Origin of the sequence: Pseudoalteromonas sp. P1-30 (assembly GCF_001400005.1) — a bacterium.
Lineage (GTDB): Bacteria > Pseudomonadota > Gammaproteobacteria > Enterobacterales > Alteromonadaceae > Pseudoalteromonas > Pseudoalteromonas atlantica.
The window spans coordinates 34108-52696 of sequence record NZ_LKBC01000006.1; the positions used below are offsets into that span (position 1 = coordinate 34108).

Sequence of the window (18589 nt, forward strand, 5' to 3'; positions counted from 1 at the left end):
CTGAAGATAAGAAGTGGTGGAGGGAGCTGGATTCGAACCAGCGAAGGCTGAGCCGTCAGATTTACAGTATGATCCCTTNGCCGTCAGATTTACAGTCTGATCCCTTTGGCCGCTCGGGAACCCCTCCACACTATTTTGTTACATTTGACCCCACTTAACTTAGCGGTAAGAAAAGTGGTGGAGGGAGCTGGATTCGAACCAGCGAAGGCTGAGCCGTCAGATTTACAGTCTGATCCCTTTGGCCGCTCGGGAACCCCTCCAATGCAACGGCGCTGATAATAGCAAACTGCGTATTTAAGTAAAGAAAAAAGCTAAAGAAATTTGAAATAAAGCCGATAAATATCTATCAGTTATCATAATCGGCTAAAGACTATGCAAATCGATGATTTGTTAATCACAGAGAGTCAACTAAAGACCAGGCTAAATAAAAGTGTGCATGAAAATCGCAGAGACGAATTCTCACTTTTATTAGCGATGCTATCGCACGATGCGCTGGATTTTAGTCAATTTCACTTGCCAAAAAGTGAAACGCATAGTGCTTATGTAGACGAAGAAGAGTTAAGGGAGCGCTTTGGTGCTGGACCAAAGCAATTATTAGCTCCCGAAAAATTTGATATGACCATAGGGCAAGAGCACGCGTCGGTGATTGTTCAACAAGGCGAGCAAGCAGGCATGAAAGCAATAAAATTAAGCCACTGCTTAAACCCTGAGCCACTAGCGATTAGAGATGACAAGTTACATATTCCTTTAACAGTAATCGATAATTGTGAACTATCAGTACGCAGGCGCTTAAATGACACGCACACCGCGCTTGCAAGTCCACAAATGGACGCCGCGGCATTTTATGACGATTTAACTAATGAGGCTATACATAAGCCACTGCTTGTTGCTAACGCATAAAAATAATTTAACACTTGTGCGTTTTAAAAGCCTAAAACACCTTATATTTAATAATCGGTTATGCAATAAAATAGAACAATTCTTTTTTTGTTTAAAAAAAGCATCCACAAATTAAATGCAATTGCTATAATGGCTGCAAATGGTATGACTTGAGTGCCATTATCATTAAATCAAGGTAATTAGGAACGTAATGAAGAAAACATTCACGCTAAATCATGAGAAAATCAAATACCCTCGTATGGTTGATGCTGCAAAGCATGAAGTGAAAAAATATTTGAAAAGAGAGCGCAATAAAACGCTACCTGTTGAAGCTGATTACTGGGCGTTTGACTGTAAGTTTGGCACAAGTGCCGATGATGCCGAAGTTGTTCACGTAGCTGAAATTAACAACAAGATCAGCGAAATCGAAAAGCAGGCGCTTACTTCATTCTATGTTGAGATTTTAGCTAGACCTGCGCAGCGTGAATCGTTCGATCTAGATGATGATGAATAACCAATAGCATATTGTAGAAAATGGACCTAGATGGTCCATTTTTTGTTTATGGCAGTTATTAACATGTTTAGTGGTATAGAGTAGCGCTTAAATAAAAAGCTATTGTTATGCTAAGTGTTTAGCTTATTTTATACACTGTGACACTTTTTATATTTTTTACCGCTTGCACATGGGCAGGGGTCGTTTCTGGCAACTTTTATATCGGCGACCGGATTAATAATACCCTCTAAATAACGCCATTCACCGTCCTCTTTTATAAAGTCTGATTTCTCATCCAACTCACAATATAAGTTTTGGTAAAAATAATACGCGTTAAAAGCAACATAACCTCGCTCATCACTTTGCTGCGTATCGCGCACAACTAATTTTACAAAGCGGCAGCTATTAGCAAAGTCAGCAATTTCATTTACTGGGTTTTGTGCTTGTTTTTCTTTGGCGTAAGTTTTAAATACATAAGATGCATTTTTTAATGCATAAGCACTAAAGCGCGAACGCATTAGTTGCTCAGGTGTTGCTGGGGTTTTTATATCAAGATGATAAGGCTGGCAACAGTCGCCATAATTAAGCTGACTGTTGCATAAGCAAGCGCTAGTACTGGTTACACTCATAAAATACTAATTAACATAAATTAAAAATGTATTTTACCAAGCTTATTGAGTAAGTGATATTGCTGTAGTGCTGGTTTTTTTAGTAAAGCAAAATAGCTTAGCGCTTCTTTTGTCTAAATTAAGCGATAAATTAACAAGCTGCTGTTCACTTACTATATCGGTCCACGTAATAATGGCTGCAAAGTTACCATTATGAAGTGCTGAATTTAGCACATACTCTAAATTTACTAAATGCTTTTGTCTTATTACAAGCAGTTTGCTGGTATCTATAGAGCAGCTATCTAACAAGGCTTTACTAGGTACATGGTCGGGCGCAATCAGTAAGGTCCACGCGTTAGAGCTATTGTATTGGTGCAACACTTTTAGCATCTCAAACGTAGCAGAAATTTCATCTTCTACTTTTATTAAGTTTACCGACTCACTTTCATCATGTTGTTGGTAGCTTTTAACGGTTCTTACGGTAATTGGCTGTAGCATAGGTCTCACTCACTGGGTTTATATACAGTACATGTATACAGTAGTTTATACAGTTGTTGTGTGCAAGCGTTTTTTGTTATTTTTTATACAGTTAATGGTTTTAAAAAATAAATAATAAAAATAACACTTTAAAAACAGTGTGTTATAATTTAAGTCGTGTAAGTGAAAGCTGAGGGTGTTTGCAGTACTGTATAAAGTGTAGCAGCGTTATACAGTACTTAAGGGATGGCTATACAGTTATTTTAGTGTGTTTTACAGTGCTTAGCTGTTAGCTATACAGTAGTTAGTCATTTTTTGGGATTAAGTGGGCAAACTGAATTTGGTGGATTTGCTCATACAAACTGGCTGCATAGCACTGAGCGTCTTTAAGACGTTTGGTGTCGATATATTTTCTTAAATCATTTAAAGCAGCGGTTGCCGGTTCATAGCCTTGGCTGCTGGCTAAACTCAGCCATGCTGCTGCGTGAAATACGCTTTTTGGTACGCCTTGGCCTTTGACAAAAAATAACCCTAAATAAAACTGGGCGCGATGATTTCCGGCCATTGCGGCAAGGCGCATCCACTTAGCTGCCAACGGTGCCTGGTTATGCTTTAAATAATACAGTGCTTTGTTAAGTGTTGTTTGCTCACTTACATCACTCTTGTTTTCAGCGCTGTGGTTTGTAGGCTGTGTTACAAAATCTAAAATATTGTTTAATTGCTGCTCTAAGTCTTGTCCGCTAGGCTGAGTCTTATTCATATATTTTCTTTTTTATAGTTTCTACGTCAACAGTTTAGTATATCGCAAGGTAAAATGTCCTGTTTATACTTAATTTTATGGTAAAATCACGTCACTTTTTACTATCACAAGTCTATTATGCTCGAAGCTCTATTTAAACTCCGCGAAAATAACTCCAATGTGCGACGCGAAAGCATTGCTGGAATCACTACTTTCATTACTATGGTTTACATTGTATTTGTAAACCCTGCAATGCTTGCGGAAGCAGGCATGGATCAAGGTGCTGCATTTGTTGCTACCTGTATTGCGGCTGCTATTGGCTGTTTTATTATGGGATTGTGGGCTAATTACCCTTTAGCACTTGCGCCGGGCATGGGTTTAAACGCATTTTTTACTTACGGTGTTGTACTGGGCATGGGTTATAGCTGGCAAGCTGCATTAGGTGCGGTATTTATGTCTGGTTGTATATTTTTAATATTAAGTTTGTTTAAGGTCAGAGAGTGGATAATTAATGCTATTCCTTTGGTTTTAAAGCAGGCTATTGCCACTGGTATTGGTGCGTTTTTAGCGTTAATTGCGCTTAAAAATGCAGGCATTATTGTTTCAAGCCCAGCTACATTAGTACAGCTTGGCGATATTACTTCGGCAGGTCCTTTATTAGCTATTTTAAGCTTTTTTGTCATTGCTGCTTTGCTTTATCGTGATATAAAAAGCGGCGTACTTATTAGCATTTTGCTAGTAACGGGCATTGCGTTAAGCCTCGACTTAGTTGAGTACCACGGCGTAATGTCAATGCCACCGTCTATTTTACCTACCTTCATGCAACTTGATTTTGCAGCGGCCTTTGAGCTTTCTATGCTGAGTGTAATTTTTGCGTTTTTGTTTGTTGATTTATTTGATACATCAGGCACGTTAGTTGCGGTAACTCAAAAAGCAGGCTTAACCGATGAAAAAGGCAATATGCCACGTTTAGGGCGTGCTTTAAGTGCCGATAGTACAGCTACTATTGCGGGGGCAATGTTAGGTACTTCTACCACTACTTCTTATATTGAGTCTGTGGCCGGTGTATCGGTTGGTGGGCGTACTGGCTTAACAGCTGTTGTTGTGGGTATATGCTTTTTACTAATGATGTTTTTTGCGCCGCTTGCGCAAATGGTGCCGGCTTATGCAACAGCGGGTGCTATTTTATACGTTGCGGTATTAATGCTGCAAAACCTTAAGTTTGTAAACTGGGATGACATGAGCGATGCAATTCCGGTAAGTGTAGTACTACTTATGACGCCGCTTACATTCTCTATTGCGCATGGTATTGCTCTTGGTTTTATATCGTATACTGCGGTTAAAGTACTGTGTGGTAAACGCGATCAGGTTAGTATTAGCGTGTGGATTTTAACAGCGTTATTTATTATCAAGTTTGCATTTTTATCATAATAGCTAATACCCATTCTTTTAGCTAAGAGGCTTAGTTTGAGGGTGGGTAAACATTTATTATTTAGTGGCTATCGCTCATTGCCACTGCATTGTTATACCTTGCGTATCTATGTTGTGGTAAATGAGCGTTTATAACGTAGTTAGCGCTAGGTAGTGCCTCAAAATACGTTAGTATTTACCCATTGGTAAAAACAGCTTAACAGATACAAAAAAGCCCATACATTATGTATGGGCTTTCTTTTGGGTATTTAAAATTACCATTTCTTTTTAGGTGCAAATAATACGTCTAAGTCATCTTGCTCTGCTTCTGCTTTTTTCTTCAAGGCAGTGGCGTTTGATGCTTTTAGTTCTGTGCTTATTTCTTCTAAATAGGCTTCAACTTCTTGGCGTTTTGCGTTTACGTATTCATCAGAATAGGTAACGGCACTAAGTGTTGCATAGGCTTTTTCAAAATATTGCCTAGCAGAGCCCACCATGCTCGCTGAGCGAGCAGATAAACCGCGTTTAATCTGGCTTTCTATGTTAATTCTGAGTTGTAACTTTTCAAGGCGCTTATCTTCTGCTGCAAATATTTGGCTATCTACACGGCCTTTACTGTGCTCAGAGCGCATAATAACTCTAAGCTTTTTTATGCCCTGAATTAACGAGACTAACTGCTTATCGTTACTTGGTAACGATAAATTGTCGCTGCTATTACCTTGAACTGCTCCACTTAGCTTTTCTTTAGCTTCGTTCATTCTGCTTTTTAATGCTTTAGAATTAGGTGAATGGTTCACCATAGCGTTTAGTGCTTCGTAACATCTACGTTGTAAAACGCGTATAATGTTTTCAGAAAGCGGTATATTAGCGCTATTTATAAGTGCTTCTTCGGTTTCTTCAATTATCGCTTTTTGTTTTGTTAATTCTTTGCGACGTTCAATTTCTTGCTTTTCTTTGTGCTGCTGTACAGCGCTTACCCACAGTGCAATCACTATCAGTGCCACTATAAGCACAATTATAATCGAAACGATCATGGCTTAATTCTCGGATTCATAATCTATTTTTTTATATTACATCAAATATATGCTTTGAGGGTAGCTTTGCGCTGATTAACTTAAAAATATGTTAAAAATTAGATATAAGAATAATGTATTATAAGTTGAACCTGAATAAACATCGCTATCTGCAGCGGGTTTATTATGCTAGCCTTAATGCTTAAATAATGAAAATATACGTGCTTACTTTGCCAAGTTTTAACTAATTTAAACTTGGTTTTGCTTAGTATTACCATCATATAAGCTTAATAATAACGTTAAAAACTGCAACCATGAAATTACAACAACTTAGATACATCGTAGAAGTTCAAAACCATAAGCTAAACGTATCAGCAACTGCTGAGAGTTTATTTACCTCACAGCCTGGTATATCTAAACAAGTGCGCATGCTTGAAGATGAGCTAGGTGTACAAATTTTTGGCCGCAGTGGTAAGCATTTAACGCATGTTACAGGTGCCGGCGAAGAAATAATTAACATTTCTCGCGAAATTTTATCTAAAGTCGAAGGTATAAAAGCGGTTGCTAATGAGCACACGCTGCCTGATCAGGGTAAACTAAATATAGCCACCACACATACGCAAGCTCGTTATGCTTTGCCAAGTGTTATTCAGGGCTTTATGAAAAAATACCCAGCAGTTTCGCTGCATATGCATCAAGGTACACCACAACAGATTTCTGATGCGGCAGCGCGCGGTGACGCAGACTTTGCCATTGCAACTGAAGCACTTCATTTATACTCAGATTTAGTTATGCTGCCTTGCTATCATTGGAACCGCAGCATTGTGGTGGCAAAAGATCACCCTCTAGCACAAAAGGCCGACAATTTAACCGTTGCTGATATAGCGCAGTATCCGCTTATTACGTATGTATTTGGGTTTACTGGGCGCTCTGAGCTTGATAAAGCATTTAACGCGCACGGCCTTGAGCCGCACATTGTGTTTACTGCAACCGATGCCGATGTAATTAAAACTTATGTAAGGTTAGGGCTAGGTGTAGGTGTAGTCGCTTCAATGGCCGTTGATCAATTAAGTGACACAGATTTAGTGTGTATTGATGCCAGCCATTTATTTGAAGCTAGCACAACTAAAATTGGCTTTAGAAAGGGCAGTTTTTTACGTACTTATATGTATGACTTTATTGAGCGTTTTGCCCCGCATTTAACTAAAGAGCGAGTAGAGCGAGCAAGCTTATTACGTAATCAAGAAGATGTTGATGCGTTATTTTCCGACATAGAACTGCCAGTAAAATAGTAAGACTTTAAGTATACAAATACTAAAAAACCGCGTATTGCTAAAATACGCGGTTTTTTGTTTTTATACGCTTAACATTCAATAATGTTTACCGCTAATCCACCGCGTGCGGTTTCTTTATATTTGGTTTTCATGTCGTTACCGGTATCGAGCATGGTTTTAATCACTTTATCAAGCGACACCTTTTGCTCGCCACTGCCACGTATTGCTAGGCGAGAGGCATTAATTGCTTTAATGGCACCCATGGCATTGCGCTCAATACACGGTACTTGTACCAATCCGCCTACAGGGTCGCAGGTTAAGCCTAAATTATGTTCCATGCCTATTTCGGCGGCGTTTTCAACATGTACTACATTACCACCAACAATTTCGGTGAGTGCGCCGGCAGCCATTGAACAGGCAACACCTACTTCACCTTGACAGCCTACTTCTGCGCCCGAAATAGAGGCATTTTTTTTGTATAAAATACCAATCGCCGCTGCGGTTAATAAATAGCGTGTGGCTATGTCGCGGTCCACTTCTTTAATAAATGTGTGGTAGTACATTAAAACGGCCGGCAATATACCCGCAGCACCATTTGTTGGCGCCGTGACTACGCGCCCACCCGCGGCATTTTCTTCATTTACAGCTAAGGCAAATAAATCCACCCAATCCATTGCTCTGAGTGGGTCATTACTCACTTCTACATTTAGCTTTAAATACAAACTAGGTGCACGGCGTTTAACTTTTAAACCACCAGGTAAAATTCCCTCGGTGCGCATGCCACGTTCAATACAGGCTTTCATTACTTGCCAAATATTAAACAGCTCGTCTTTAATATCGTCTTCTTTGCGCAGCGTTTTTTCGTTATGCATCATTAAAGTAGATACACTAAAGCCGGATTCTTTACACAGCTCTAGTAAATCTTTTGCACTTTCGAACGGGTAAGGAGCCGGGTTTTGCTCGCGTATATCAAGGGCTGCTTGTTTTTCGTTTTCAAATTCTTCATCGGTAACAATAAAGCCGCCGCCAATAGAGTAGTACACTTTGCTATATACTTTTTCGCCATTATTTGAGGCAATAATTTCCATGGCATTAGAGTGCTTAGGTAACGTTTTACGGCGATGAAAAACAATAGCCCCTTGCTTAGGAAAGTTCGCTTTATGGGTTTGGTTGAGGTATATCACTTGCTCTTTTTCAATGGTGGCAAGGATATCGTCAACTAAATCGGCATCTATTGTTTCTGGGTCGTAGCCGGCAAGCCCTAATATAACGGCTTTACCAGAACCATGGCCTACGCCGGTTTGACCCAGTGAGCCATAAAGCTCTACCTTTATATCGGTAACAGAGGTTAAAAGTTGCTGCTCTTGTAGGTCATTAACAAATAAGCGCGAGGCACGCATTGGGCCAACGGTATGTGACGACGATGGGCCAATACCAATGCTAAACATATCAAATGCACTGATCATACTATGGGTCTCTACTTTATTTACTCAGCCCGAAAGCTGTTCTTTGAACGGTCGAGTATCATAACGTTAATTCTATATTATGTAACTATTTGGCCGTAAGTTTTACACTGGTAGGGCAAGCTGTTTTGTAAAGTTTTTTATAATGCTAGCCGTTGCTCCCCACAGTAATCCGTGCGGTGTACTAAACCCTTGCAAGGTGATGGTTTTGCCAAAACGTTGAAAAGGAATGGGTTGCCAATTGGCCTCGTTTGAAAGCTGGGTAAGCGACAGTAAAAAGCTAGCTTGCACTTCATTATAATCGTTCTCCCATACTGTGTGTTCATCAAGTAAACCCACAAATGGGCTAATGCTAAAGCCAGTTAGGGTAGAGTATTGTGGCAGCTGCCCGAGCACTTTAACATTACTTGGCGCTATATTAAGCTCTTCGTGTAGTTCTCGAAGCGCTGTGGTGCGCAGGTGTTTATCGCTTTGCTCAAATTTACCGCCGGGTAAACAAATTTCCCCAGGGTGATGATGTAAATAAGTAGGGCGCTTGCACAATAAAATATGCGCGTGGTTATCAACATCAATAATAGGCAGCATAACCGCACTGGCACGCTTTTTACGGGTATCTTTTATTTGATTTGGCGCAGCAGTAGGGCTTAGCTGAAACCGCGCCATAATATGTTCACTATTCAAAGCGTTCTACTGTTTTAATAAAGGAAGTATTTTATTCACTTTATCGTATGTTTCTTGGTATTCCAATTCGACTTTAGAATCAGCGACAATACCACCACCGGCCCAGCAATAAATGTGTTCGTTATGACAAACCAATGTACGGATTGTAATACTGGTATCCATATTACCGCAGGCGCTTAAATACCCTATAGAGCCACAGTAAATACTACGCCTATGAGGCTCTAGCTCTTCAATTATCTCCATAGCTCTAATTTTAGGCGCGCCAGTGATTGACCCACCGGGAAATGCTGCTTCAAGTTGATCAACACACGTTTTGCTTTCATCTAGCTCTGCCGTTACGGTACTCACTAAGTGATGCACTGCCGGAAAGCTCTCAATAGCAAAAAGTGAGGGCACCTTTACAGAGCCAGGTTTTGCAACTTTACCTAAATCGTTACGCAGTAAATCAACAATCATTACGTTCTCTGCGCGGTCTTTGGTTGAGTTTTCAAGGGCTCTGGCTTGCTGTTGATCTGCGATTGCATCTGCCATGCGTGGCAAAGTGCCTTTGATAGGTTTTGTTTCAACTATATTGTCGTGAACTGCAATAAAGCGCTCTGGCGATATTGATAAAATGGCGCCACGTGGGTGGTTAATAAAGCTAGAAAATGGCGCTTTATTAGCCTCACGCAATACTTTGTAGGCTTGGAAAGGGTCGCCTTTAAAACCGGCACTAAAGCGCTGTGCTAGGTTGATTTGATAGCAATCACCACTTTTTAAATAATCTTGTATTTGCGCAAATTTGTCAGCGTATTCATGCTCACTCATATTTGAGTGCCAAGCGCTGGTGAGCGAAAACTGTGCAGGCGCTGCATCGTTTGCTAAATACTGCTGGTAAAGCGCTAAACGGTTCACGTTAGGCTGAGAAACGTAAAACCAGCTTTGCTGGTGTTTATCAAATATCAGCGCATCTAAATAAAGGCCAATGGCCATTTGTGGCAACGTTATATCGTGTTTTGCCGTGCGTGGCATGTGCTCAATAATACGCCCTAAATCGTAACCAAAATAACCAAGCCAGCCGCCGTTAAAAGGCAGGTTATTAGCGGCTTTTTGCGCGCTAAGTTTACTTAGTTCTTCGTTCATTATTGTAAAGGGGCTACGCGAGTCAAGCTGCTGATTAAATACGCTATGATTATTGTTTACTTCTAAAATAGCGTGAGGCTCTATCGCAATAATATCAAAGCGACTATTTATGTGCTCGCTATTGGCTGAGTCTAGTAATACGGCATAGGGTAAATGCGCAAAATGCGCGAAAACATCAATGCAGTTTTGTGTTATGGCTAATTTTACACAATTTTTTTCATTGTTTAGCATTTACTGCCCCTTTAAGAACTGGCTCGAAACGGGCTGGGAGGGTATCATAAGTCAAATTTTTTTGGCAGCGTTTAGTATCAAATCTACGTTGTAATTAAAACAGTGCAAACCACCGTCACCGGTTTGGTATAGATTACGCTTAAGCGTAACGCTAACTTAAGGAACCACTATGAGTACAATCCGTCAGCAAGACTTTATTGATAGCATTGAAGATGCGTTGCAATATATCTCTTTTTATCATCCCCTTGATTTTGTTCAAGCGCTAGAAAAAGCCTACAACAAAGAACAAAGCAAGGCTGCAAAAGATGCAATCGCGCAAATTTTAATTAACTCGCGTATGTCGGCTGAAGGCAAGCGTCCATTGTGTCAAGACACGGGTATTATTACCTGTTTTGTAAAAGTAGGGATGGATGTTAAGTGGGATAAAACAGATTTAACCGTACAACAAATGGTTGATGAAGGCACACGTCGCGCATATTTAAATCCAGATAACCCACTACGCGCTTCTATTGTAGCTGACCCTGCTGGCACACGTAAAAACACTAAAGATAATACCCCTTCAGTTGTACACATTGATTTAGTGGCGGGTGGCGAAGTAGAAGTAATGGTTGCAGCGAAAGGCGGCGGCTCAGAGAACAAAAGTAAAATGGTTATGCTAAACCCATCTGACGATGTAGCTGCATGGGTAGAAAAAACGCTACCGACAATGGGCGCTGGTTGGTGCCCGCCAGGCATGCTAGGTATAGGCATTGGTGGAACCGCCGAAAAAGCAGCGGTAATGGCAAAAGAGTCGTTAATGGACCCGGTTGATATTCATGAGCTTATGGAGCGCGGTGCAGAAACAACGGAAGAAAAACTGCGTTTAGAAATTTTTGAACGTGCTAACAAACTAGGTATTGGCGCGCAAGGTTTAGGTGGTTTAACAACGGTTGTTGATATTAAAGTAAAAACAGCGCCTACGCATGCGGCATCAAAACCTGTTGTAATGATCCCTAACTGTGCAGCTACGCGCCACGTACACTTTACACTAGACGGCTCAGGCCCTGCAGATTTAAAAGCACCTAAGCTAGAAGACTGGCCAGAAGTGACGTTTGAAGTAGGTGAAGGAACTCGCCGTGTTAATTTAGATACGTTAACTAAAGAAGACACCCGCGAGTGGAAAATGGGAGAAACTGTTTTACTCTCAGGCACTATTTTAACAGGCCGTGATGCTGCTCATAAACGCCTACAAGATATGATCAATTCAGGTGAAGGTTTACCTGAGGGCGTTGATTTTGATAATAAGTTTATTTATTACGTTGGCCCAGTTGATGCTGTAGGTGATGAAGCCGTAGGCCCTGCAGGCCCTACGACCGCAACACGTATGGATAAATTTACCGATATGATGCTGGAAAAAACCGGCATTGTAGGCATGATAGGCAAAGCTGAGCGTGGTCCTGCTACAGTTGAGTCGATTAAAGAGCATAAATCGGTTTATTTAATGGCTGTAGGTGGTGCGGCATACTTAGTATCTAAAGCAATTAAAAAAGCACGCGTGGTTGCCTTTGAAGATTTAGGTATGGAAGCAATCTACGAATTTGAAGTAGAAGATATGCCAGTTACGGTTGCTGTAGACAGCGAAGGTGCTAACGCACACACGCAAGGCCCTGCAATTTGGAAAGCTAAAATTGAAGAGCTAGACGGCAAGCTTAAATAAAGGTTTACGTAATCTAATAACAAAGCGAGCTTAGGCTCGCTTTTTTTGTATTTGTTTTATGAAATATTAAAAAAGCGCAAATTGCCCCTTCACATAAACACCTCAGACCAGTTGTAGTAAATCTGCTTTTTTCTTCATAAACCTATACACTGTGCGCCTTTGCTGGGAGGGGAGCTGTGTAATACAAGGTTTACACTTGGCATTACCTTTACGTTCACGTAAATGTGAAGGCGCTTTTTAACGGTGTTGTTAGCTTTAAACTTAATTTATATGCCTTTTGTTGAATTTTCTATCCATGTTTTGTTGTTATTTAGATTTATTAATTCACAAGGCTTGCTTTTTACGGGTTTAACTTCTCATTATGTGGCACCCTTAAAAATGAAGTGGTAAAGTTTCGTCAATTTCCAGCGCTCATCCCTCTCACGGGTAAACTATTTTGGAGTAATTACAGTGGCTGTGTTTAATCAAGCTGAATTTGATAACCACGAACAAGTGGTTTTTTGTTCTGACGAAGCGTCAGGTTTAAAAGCAATTATTGCCGTACATAATACTAACCTTGGCCCTGCTGTTGGTGGTTGTAGAATGTGGGACTATGCCAACGATGAAGATGCCGTTTACGATGTTTTACGTCTCTCTAAAGGGATGACCTATAAAAATGCGGTTGCTCGCCTACCGTTTGGTGGTGGTAAATCGGTTATTATTGGCAATGCAAAAGAGATTAAATCAGAGCAGTTGTTTCGAGCTTTTGGTCGTCAATTAGAGCGATTAAATGGCCGTTACTATTCTGCCGAAGATGTAAACATTACATGTGATGACGTTGCATTAATGAATAAAGAAACGAATTATGTGTTGGGCTTGGAAGGGAAAAGCGGTAACCCGTCACCTTTTACAGCTTACGGTACGTTTTTAGGAATTAAAGCGGCATTACAGCACCAACGCGGACATCAAGATTTTGCGGGCATTAAAGTGGCTGTACAAGGTTTAGGTGCAGTCGCCTATGGTTTATGTAAGCATTTAGCCCAAGCTGGTGCAAAATTATTTGTAACAGATATCAATCAAGATGCTGTAGAGCGCGTAGTAAATGACTTTGGCGCTACGGCGGTGGGTATTGATGAAATTTACGACCTTGATGTTGATGTATACGCACCTTGTGCTTTAGGTGCCACCATTAATGATGAAACCATTGCACGTATTAAGGCAACCATTATTGCTGGGTGTGCTAATAATCAGCTAGCGCAGTCTCGTCACGGTGAAGTACTTCGTGAAAAAGGTATATTGTATGCACCCGATTACGTTATTAACGCTGGTGGCATTATTAATGTGTATTACGAAACTGCTCCACAAGGCTACAGTGAGGCGGCGTCTAATAAACATGTTGAAGGTATTTTTGATACCTTAACCGAAATATTCACCCGTAGTGAAAAAGAGCAAAAATCAACGCACTTGATTGCCGATGAGTTAGCGCAAGAGATAATTCAAAACGGCCTGTAAATTTATCCGTTTATTTAAACTAAGGCGTACAGTGGTACGCCTTTTTTGTTTATACTCTATGGCGTGGTAATTTTGTGGCCAAGACCCTCAAGGGAATGCGGCCTAATCGTTAACGACAAGCTTATGGATATTATGACTGATACAAACGCCTTAATGGAGCCCATCGACCTTGTTAAATGGCCTCGCCAACAACACTTCGAATTATTTAAAAACTTTACCCAGCCATATTTTAATGTGTGCATAACACTTAACGCCAAGCCTTTATTTGAATATTGTAAACAAAATAAATTGTCTTTTTTTCAAGCATATGTGCATGCCACATTAAAAGCTTGCCACGCTTATAACCCGATTATGCTAAGAATTATTAATGAACGTCCATGGCGCTTAAAGCAAGTAAGAGCCAGTGTGGTCGAGCTTGCTAGCGATGATTCGTTTATATTTAGTTACTTTAATTATTCGCCTTGCCTTGAAAAATTTGCTCAGCACGCCACAGCTATAAGCGCCAATGCTAAATCTCAACCGTTATTTTCTCAGGCGTTTAATCAAACCGAAGGGCAGGCCGATTTGATACATATATCGGTTTTACCTTGGCTGAACTTTAGTAGTTTTTCGCATGCCTTTAGTGAAGGAAAAAGTTTAGGTATTCCTAAATTTGTGTTTGGTCAATACGATAAAACCACGGGCCTAATGCCGTTTTCGATTGATGTGCATCATTCGCTAATGGACGGTTTACACGTCGCAGCGTTTATAAACGTATTACAAAACAATATTGACGACTTTTGTAAAGATTAATTGAATTTAGTTAATGCAATGTATTTATTTGCTATGGTAGTATTTTTAGTTAGATAGGCGATATAAGTTAATTTGTAACGATTAGCTGATACGTTTACGACATTAAGTTTTAGCGACTTATTTAAGGTGCTTTTTAGCACGTATTATTAGTTGTTTACGCTATTGTTTAGTTTTAATTAATGCGCTTTTAGCGCTTAAACAAACCCTAGTGTATTCACCCAATGCGTATAGGGATTTTAACGCTTTGTTGGAGTGCACAATTTTGGTGTGCTCAGTGCCAAGTAAATTCTTTCCTACTCCTTTTAAATAACGATAAAACGCTTACACACAAGTAAAAGAATAACTAAGGCAGTTGATGATGAGACAATTAAGCATTATATGTTCTTTTTTCGTCATGTTTTTATGTGAAGCCCAAGAGCAAACCCGTTTACCGTTAAGTGATTATTTTTCTGAAACATGGAATACCCGCTCTGGATTGCCCCACAACAGTATTAATAGCGTTACGCAAACCCAAGATGGCTACTTATGGGTTGCTACATGGGAAGGTTTGGCACGTTTTAATGGCCAAGAGTTTACGATATTAACCCGTGCTCATATTAATAACTTACCCGACTCGGGTTTAAGGGCACTCACTCCCACAAATAGTGGGGGGTTATACATAGCGGGGTCGCGCGGAGGAATTAGCTTATATCAACATAGGCAGTGGGATACCAAGCGATCAGCATCAACCATGGTTAATCATTTAATTGAAAGTGCTGATCAAAGCCTATGGTTAGCTCTTGAAAACGACGGCGTGTTTTATCGTGAACATAACAGCGATACCGACCTTGCGATTATTAAAAATGTGAGTGCTTATCGCGTTATAGAAGATCACGATGGGGTTATTTGGGCAGCAACCAGTGCAGGCCTTTATAAAATACACAACAAAATACCGACCTTAATGACACCACACTTTGGTTTACCAAATGCACCTGTCTATAACTTATTAATTACCCGTGGTGGCTCGCTTATTGTTGGAAGCGAAAAAGGCGCGTGGATAAAAACCAATGCGCAGTTTCAGCCGATACATGAAAAGCTTAGCAATGAATCTATTTCTAGCTTATTAGAGGATAACCATGGAGACTTATGGTTTGGCACAATTAATAAAGGGGTGTTTAGGTTATCGCCTGATGGCGTAGAGCAGTTAGATGCCAATAACGGATTACCCGCCAACCGTATTTTATCTTTGTTACAAGATAGAGAAAACAGTATTTGGATTGGCACAAACGCCGGATTGTTTCGCCTGCGTGAGTCGCCGTTTTCATCGTGGACCCAAAAAAGAGGTTTAGCGGGGGATTATACCCGCACAGTGCTTTCTCACTCCGATGGCAGTTTATGGGTGGGGGGAAGCTCTGGCTTAAATATAATAAAAAATAATCGCGCTACCTTGGTTTCAGGCTCTAAACAAAGCAGCCCTTATTCTGTACTCAGTTTACACGAAGCACCCGACGGTAGCGTGTGGGCAGGTACGTATACCTCAGGTGTTTTAAAAATAGTTAATAATACCTTTACGCCGTTTATTAATCGTAGCACTGGCCTTGGGAGTAACGAAGTAAGGGCTTTATTATTTGATTCTAAAAACCGTTTGTGGATAGGCTCTGCTATGGGGCTGACGCGCATCAATGAAGATGGCAGCTTAAATCAATTTACAAATAAAAAAGACTTACCAAGTGGGTTTGTACTTGCACTTAGTGAAGATAACGCAGGCAATATTTGGGTAGGCACCGGCAATGGGGTGGTGGTATTTGATATTGTTAGTGAGCAATTTACAACGGTTGAATTCCCTCGTGAGTTTTCTGCGCAATATGCGTTTGGGTTTTATATTGATGATACCTATACCTGGATGGCCACAGATAGAGGCTTAGTGCGCTATGAGCTAACAAGCGGAAAAATGGCCATGCTTGGCTTAGAACAAGGTTTACCTATCGATAAACTATTTCAAGTGGTGCCGCACAATGGCTCATTTTGGCTCTCGAGCAACCGCGGGATTATTCAAATCGATAAAAATCATATACAGCAAATCCTCGACGCTCCCGCGAGCGCTAAAGCAGCCGTGCTTAACTATCAACTGTATGATGAAGGCGATGGGATGTTAAGTGCACAGGCCAATGGAGGCTCAACCCCTTCGGCTGTAACGCATAACGATGGGAGTATTTGGTTTGCAACCGCAAAGGGGGTGAGTACTGTAAAACCAGCGCGCTTACAAGCATCAACGCAAATTGCGCTGCCGACCATTATTGAAAATATTTTTGTAGATGGTAAGCCTATTGCGCTTCCGCTTGAAGGGGAGTCGGTATTTTTGCCTCCGGGGGTTTCTCGTTTATCGTTTCATTATGCAGGGCTGAGCTTTATTATGCCGCAGCGATTAAATTTTCAAACCCAATTAAAGGGCTTTAACGATAAATGGGTTAATCGCCAACATATGACCGGTGCTGAGTACACTAACTTACCGCCTGGGGAATATACCTTTATGGTACGAGCAAGTTACCCTAACGCACAGTGGCAAGATAATCAGCAAGCTGTAAATATTGTAATTCAGTCATTTTTTTGGCAAAAACCGCAATTTAAGTTTGCAGTATTTGTATTATTTTTAATGGTTATTTTTGCTATATACAAATACCGTTTATATCACTACAAAAAAATAGAAATAGAGCTGACTAATCGCGTAGAAAAACAAACCCAAGACCTACAAACGCAAGCCAATGCGTTTGCGTACCAAGCAACGCACGACCAACTTACCGACATGCCTAACAGGCGTGCTTTTGACTGCTGGCTTGCCCATAACTTTGCCACTTATAAACAGCAAAACCGGCCGCTAGCCATAGCTATACTGGATATTGATCACTTTAAGCGGATTAACGATAACTGGTCGCATATTATTGGCGACAAAGTGATTTGTACTATTGCAGAGCTGCTTAAAAATGGCTGCCAAGAAAACCAGCATATAGCACGCTGGGGCGGTGAAGAGTTTACAATTGTTTTTTCAGATAAAACCGCCGGCGAAGCAAAAATCATATGCGAAGCACTGCGCGAGAGCATTGCACAGCATGACTTTTCGGCCATTGGTGAGGGGTTAAGTGTAACAGCCAGTTTTGGTTTGTCTGACTCAACCAACGTCGGTGATTACGACCGCCTTTTATCGCGGGCAGATCAAGCATTATACAAAGCTAAAAATAGCGGACGAAATTGCACAGAAATTATCTGATTGAAAATGAGTGCATGCGCACATATTAATAAGAGACTAACTTATTTTGGATGTCCCCATGATAAACGGGCTACTCATTTTTGCTTTGGCTATTTTTGTTGTAATTTATTGGCGCTGGCAGGCACTACAAAACTGGCTTTGGAATAAAAAATATAAAAACGCGGTTTTAAACTCTCAACAAAAAGAAATACTCCTTCGTTGCATGCCTATCTATAAAAAGATGACGGATAACGACAGAGCCAAGCTTGAGCGCCACATAATATGGTTTTTAAATGAAAAGCGCTTTTTAGGCCGAGACGGACTAAAGCTAACCCCCGCCATGAAGCTGATAGTTGCGGCCGATGCCTGTGTGTTAGTGCTTAATAAACCGTGGCCACTTTATAAAAACGTGAAAGAAATTTTACTCTACCCCAGTGCGTATTATGCGCCGCAATCTACACGAGATAGTGCTGGGCTGGTTAGTTACCACAACGCGGTACGCCTAGGTGAGTCGTGGCCTGGTGGCACGTTAGTGCTAAGTTGGCACGATGTACTTGAAGGCAACCGTTTACCAAGCGATGGCCATAATTTAGTGTTTCATGAATTTGCCCACCAGTTAGACCAAGAAACCGGAAAAACCACTGGCACTCCATTATTAAAAAACCCCAATGCTTATAAAGAGTGGGCCCGAGTGTTTAGCCGTGCCTTTGTGCAGTTAAAAAGTCATGTTGCTTATAACATGCCTCACGTTATTCATAGTTATGGGGCCACCAATGAAGCTGAGTTTTTTGCAGTACTCACAGAGACCTTTTTAGAAAAGCCGGCGCAGCTTAGGCAGCACGACCCTGAAATTTATAGAATGCTGGTGGATTACTACCAATTTGACCCCATAGTTTGGCATTAATTTTTGGTACTTGGTCTGATAACGCTGGCAAGTTAGCGCTGTTTTTGTTGCAATCGTGTTAGAGAGTTTAACTGCAATAATAACAAGCGAGAA

At 40.8% G+C, this 18589-nt stretch carries 16 protein-coding genes and 2 tRNA genes; 9 read left to right on the forward strand and 9 right to left on the reverse strand.

Annotation, left to right across the window (positions count from 1 at the left end; translation table 11 throughout):
• Nucleotides 1–14 precede the first annotated feature (14 nt).
• Nucleotides 15–127 (reverse strand) — tRNA-Tyr (locus tag AN395_RS11490).
• A gap of 48 nt (nucleotides 128–175) precedes the next feature.
• Nucleotides 176–260, reverse strand: a tRNA-Tyr gene (locus AN395_RS11495).
• Between the two features lie 112 nt (nucleotides 261–372).
• On the opposite strand from AN395_RS11495, the gene AN395_RS11500 reads away from it, so the two are divergent.
• Nucleotides 373–900, forward strand: a complete 528-nt coding sequence (locus AN395_RS11500) for a VC2046/SO_2500 family protein (RefSeq protein ID WP_054983081.1) — start codon at nucleotides 373–375, stop codon at nucleotides 898–900.
• Between the two features lie 190 nt (nucleotides 901–1090).
• Complete coding sequence (locus AN395_RS11505; protein WP_004589192.1) at nucleotides 1091–1393, forward strand: DUF6172 family protein; 303 nt, start codon at nucleotides 1091–1093, stop codon at nucleotides 1391–1393.
• A 128-nt stretch (nucleotides 1394–1521) separates the two neighbouring features.
• Here the strand turns inward: AN395_RS11505 and AN395_RS11510 are convergent, their stop codons facing one another.
• The 3 genes from AN395_RS11510 to AN395_RS11520 all read right to left on the reverse strand — a co-directional run bounded on the left by AN395_RS11510 (nucleotide 1522) and on the right by AN395_RS11520 (nucleotide 3217).
• A complete protein-coding gene (locus AN395_RS11510) occupies nucleotides 1522–2001 on the reverse strand; it encodes a YchJ family protein (RefSeq protein WP_029774254.1) in 480 nt (159 codons plus the stop codon).
• A gap of 42 nt (nucleotides 2002–2043) precedes the next feature.
• On the reverse strand, nucleotides 2044–2478 hold the full coding sequence (locus AN395_RS11515) for a SulA-like leucine-rich domain-containing protein (protein ID WP_054983082.1): 435 nt from the start codon (nucleotides 2476–2478) through the stop codon (nucleotides 2044–2046).
• Between the two features lie 283 nt (nucleotides 2479–2761).
• Entirely contained in the window at nucleotides 2762–3217 is a 456-nt protein-coding gene (locus tag AN395_RS11520; protein WP_054983083.1) for a tetratricopeptide repeat protein, read from the reverse strand.
• Between the two features lie 117 nt (nucleotides 3218–3334).
• On the opposite strand from AN395_RS11520, the gene AN395_RS11525 reads away from it, so the two are divergent.
• Nucleotides 3335–4627 carry an NCS2 family permease gene (locus AN395_RS11525; RefSeq protein ID WP_054983084.1) on the forward strand — a complete coding sequence of 431 codons (1293 nt, stop codon included), beginning with the start codon at nucleotides 3335–3337 and terminating at the stop codon, nucleotides 4625–4627.
• Between the two features lie 254 nt (nucleotides 4628–4881).
• Here the strand turns inward: AN395_RS11525 and AN395_RS11530 are convergent, their stop codons facing one another.
• A complete protein-coding gene (locus tag AN395_RS11530; RefSeq protein WP_054983085.1) occupies nucleotides 4882–5640 on the reverse strand; it encodes a hypothetical protein in 759 nt (252 codons plus the stop codon).
• Between the two features lie 293 nt (nucleotides 5641–5933).
• On the opposite strand from AN395_RS11530, the gene cysB reads away from it, so the two are divergent.
• The gene (gene cysB / locus AN395_RS11535) at nucleotides 5934–6911 is read left to right on the forward strand and encodes an HTH-type transcriptional regulator CysB (protein WP_054983086.1); all 978 of its coding nucleotides are present in this window, start codon (nucleotides 5934–5936) and stop codon (nucleotides 6909–6911) included.
• Between the two features lie 71 nt (nucleotides 6912–6982).
• On the opposite strand, the gene AN395_RS11540 is transcribed toward cysB, so the two are convergent.
• From AN395_RS11540 to pabB, 3 genes are all read right to left on the reverse strand, one after another.
• Nucleotides 6983–8359 carry an L-serine ammonia-lyase gene (locus AN395_RS11540; protein ID WP_004589403.1) on the reverse strand — a complete coding sequence of 459 codons (1377 nt, stop codon included), beginning with the start codon at nucleotides 8357–8359 and terminating at the stop codon, nucleotides 6983–6985.
• Nucleotides 8360–8461: 102 nt separating this feature from the next.
• Nucleotides 8462–9037: a CoA pyrophosphatase gene (locus AN395_RS11545; protein ID WP_039972509.1), complete on the reverse strand. Its 576-nt coding sequence runs from the start codon at nucleotides 9035–9037 to the stop codon at nucleotides 8462–8464.
• Nucleotides 9038–9043: 6 nt separating this feature from the next.
• Nucleotides 9044–10390, reverse strand: coding sequence for an aminodeoxychorismate synthase component I (gene pabB / locus AN395_RS11550; RefSeq protein WP_054983087.1), 1347 nt, complete (start codon nucleotides 10388–10390; stop codon nucleotides 9044–9046).
• A gap of 169 nt (nucleotides 10391–10559) precedes the next feature.
• Between pabB and AN395_RS11555 the strand changes: the two genes are divergently transcribed.
• From AN395_RS11555 to AN395_RS11575, 5 genes are all read left to right on the forward strand, one after another.
• Entirely contained in the window at nucleotides 10560–12086 is a 1527-nt protein-coding gene (locus tag AN395_RS11555; RefSeq protein ID WP_004589406.1) for a fumarate hydratase, read from the forward strand.
• Nucleotides 12087–12536: 450 nt separating this feature from the next.
• Nucleotides 12537–13577, forward strand: a complete 1041-nt coding sequence (locus AN395_RS11560; RefSeq protein ID WP_024033350.1) for a Glu/Leu/Phe/Val dehydrogenase — start codon at nucleotides 12537–12539, stop codon at nucleotides 13575–13577.
• A 153-nt stretch (nucleotides 13578–13730) separates the two neighbouring features.
• On the forward strand, nucleotides 13731–14369 hold the full coding sequence (locus AN395_RS11565; RefSeq protein ID WP_095206654.1) for a CatA-like O-acetyltransferase: 639 nt from the start codon (nucleotides 13731–13733) through the stop codon (nucleotides 14367–14369).
• Nucleotides 14370–14724: 355 nt separating this feature from the next.
• Nucleotides 14725–17613 (forward strand): ligand-binding sensor domain-containing diguanylate cyclase, encoded by a 2889-nt coding sequence (locus AN395_RS11570; protein ID WP_327078101.1) that lies wholly within the window; start codon nucleotides 14725–14727, stop codon nucleotides 17611–17613.
• A gap of 58 nt (nucleotides 17614–17671) precedes the next feature.
• The gene (locus tag AN395_RS11575) at nucleotides 17672–18496 is read left to right on the forward strand and encodes a M90 family metallopeptidase (RefSeq protein WP_054983089.1); all 825 of its coding nucleotides are present in this window, start codon (nucleotides 17672–17674) and stop codon (nucleotides 18494–18496) included.
• The last annotated feature ends 93 nt before the right edge of the window (nucleotides 18497–18589 follow it).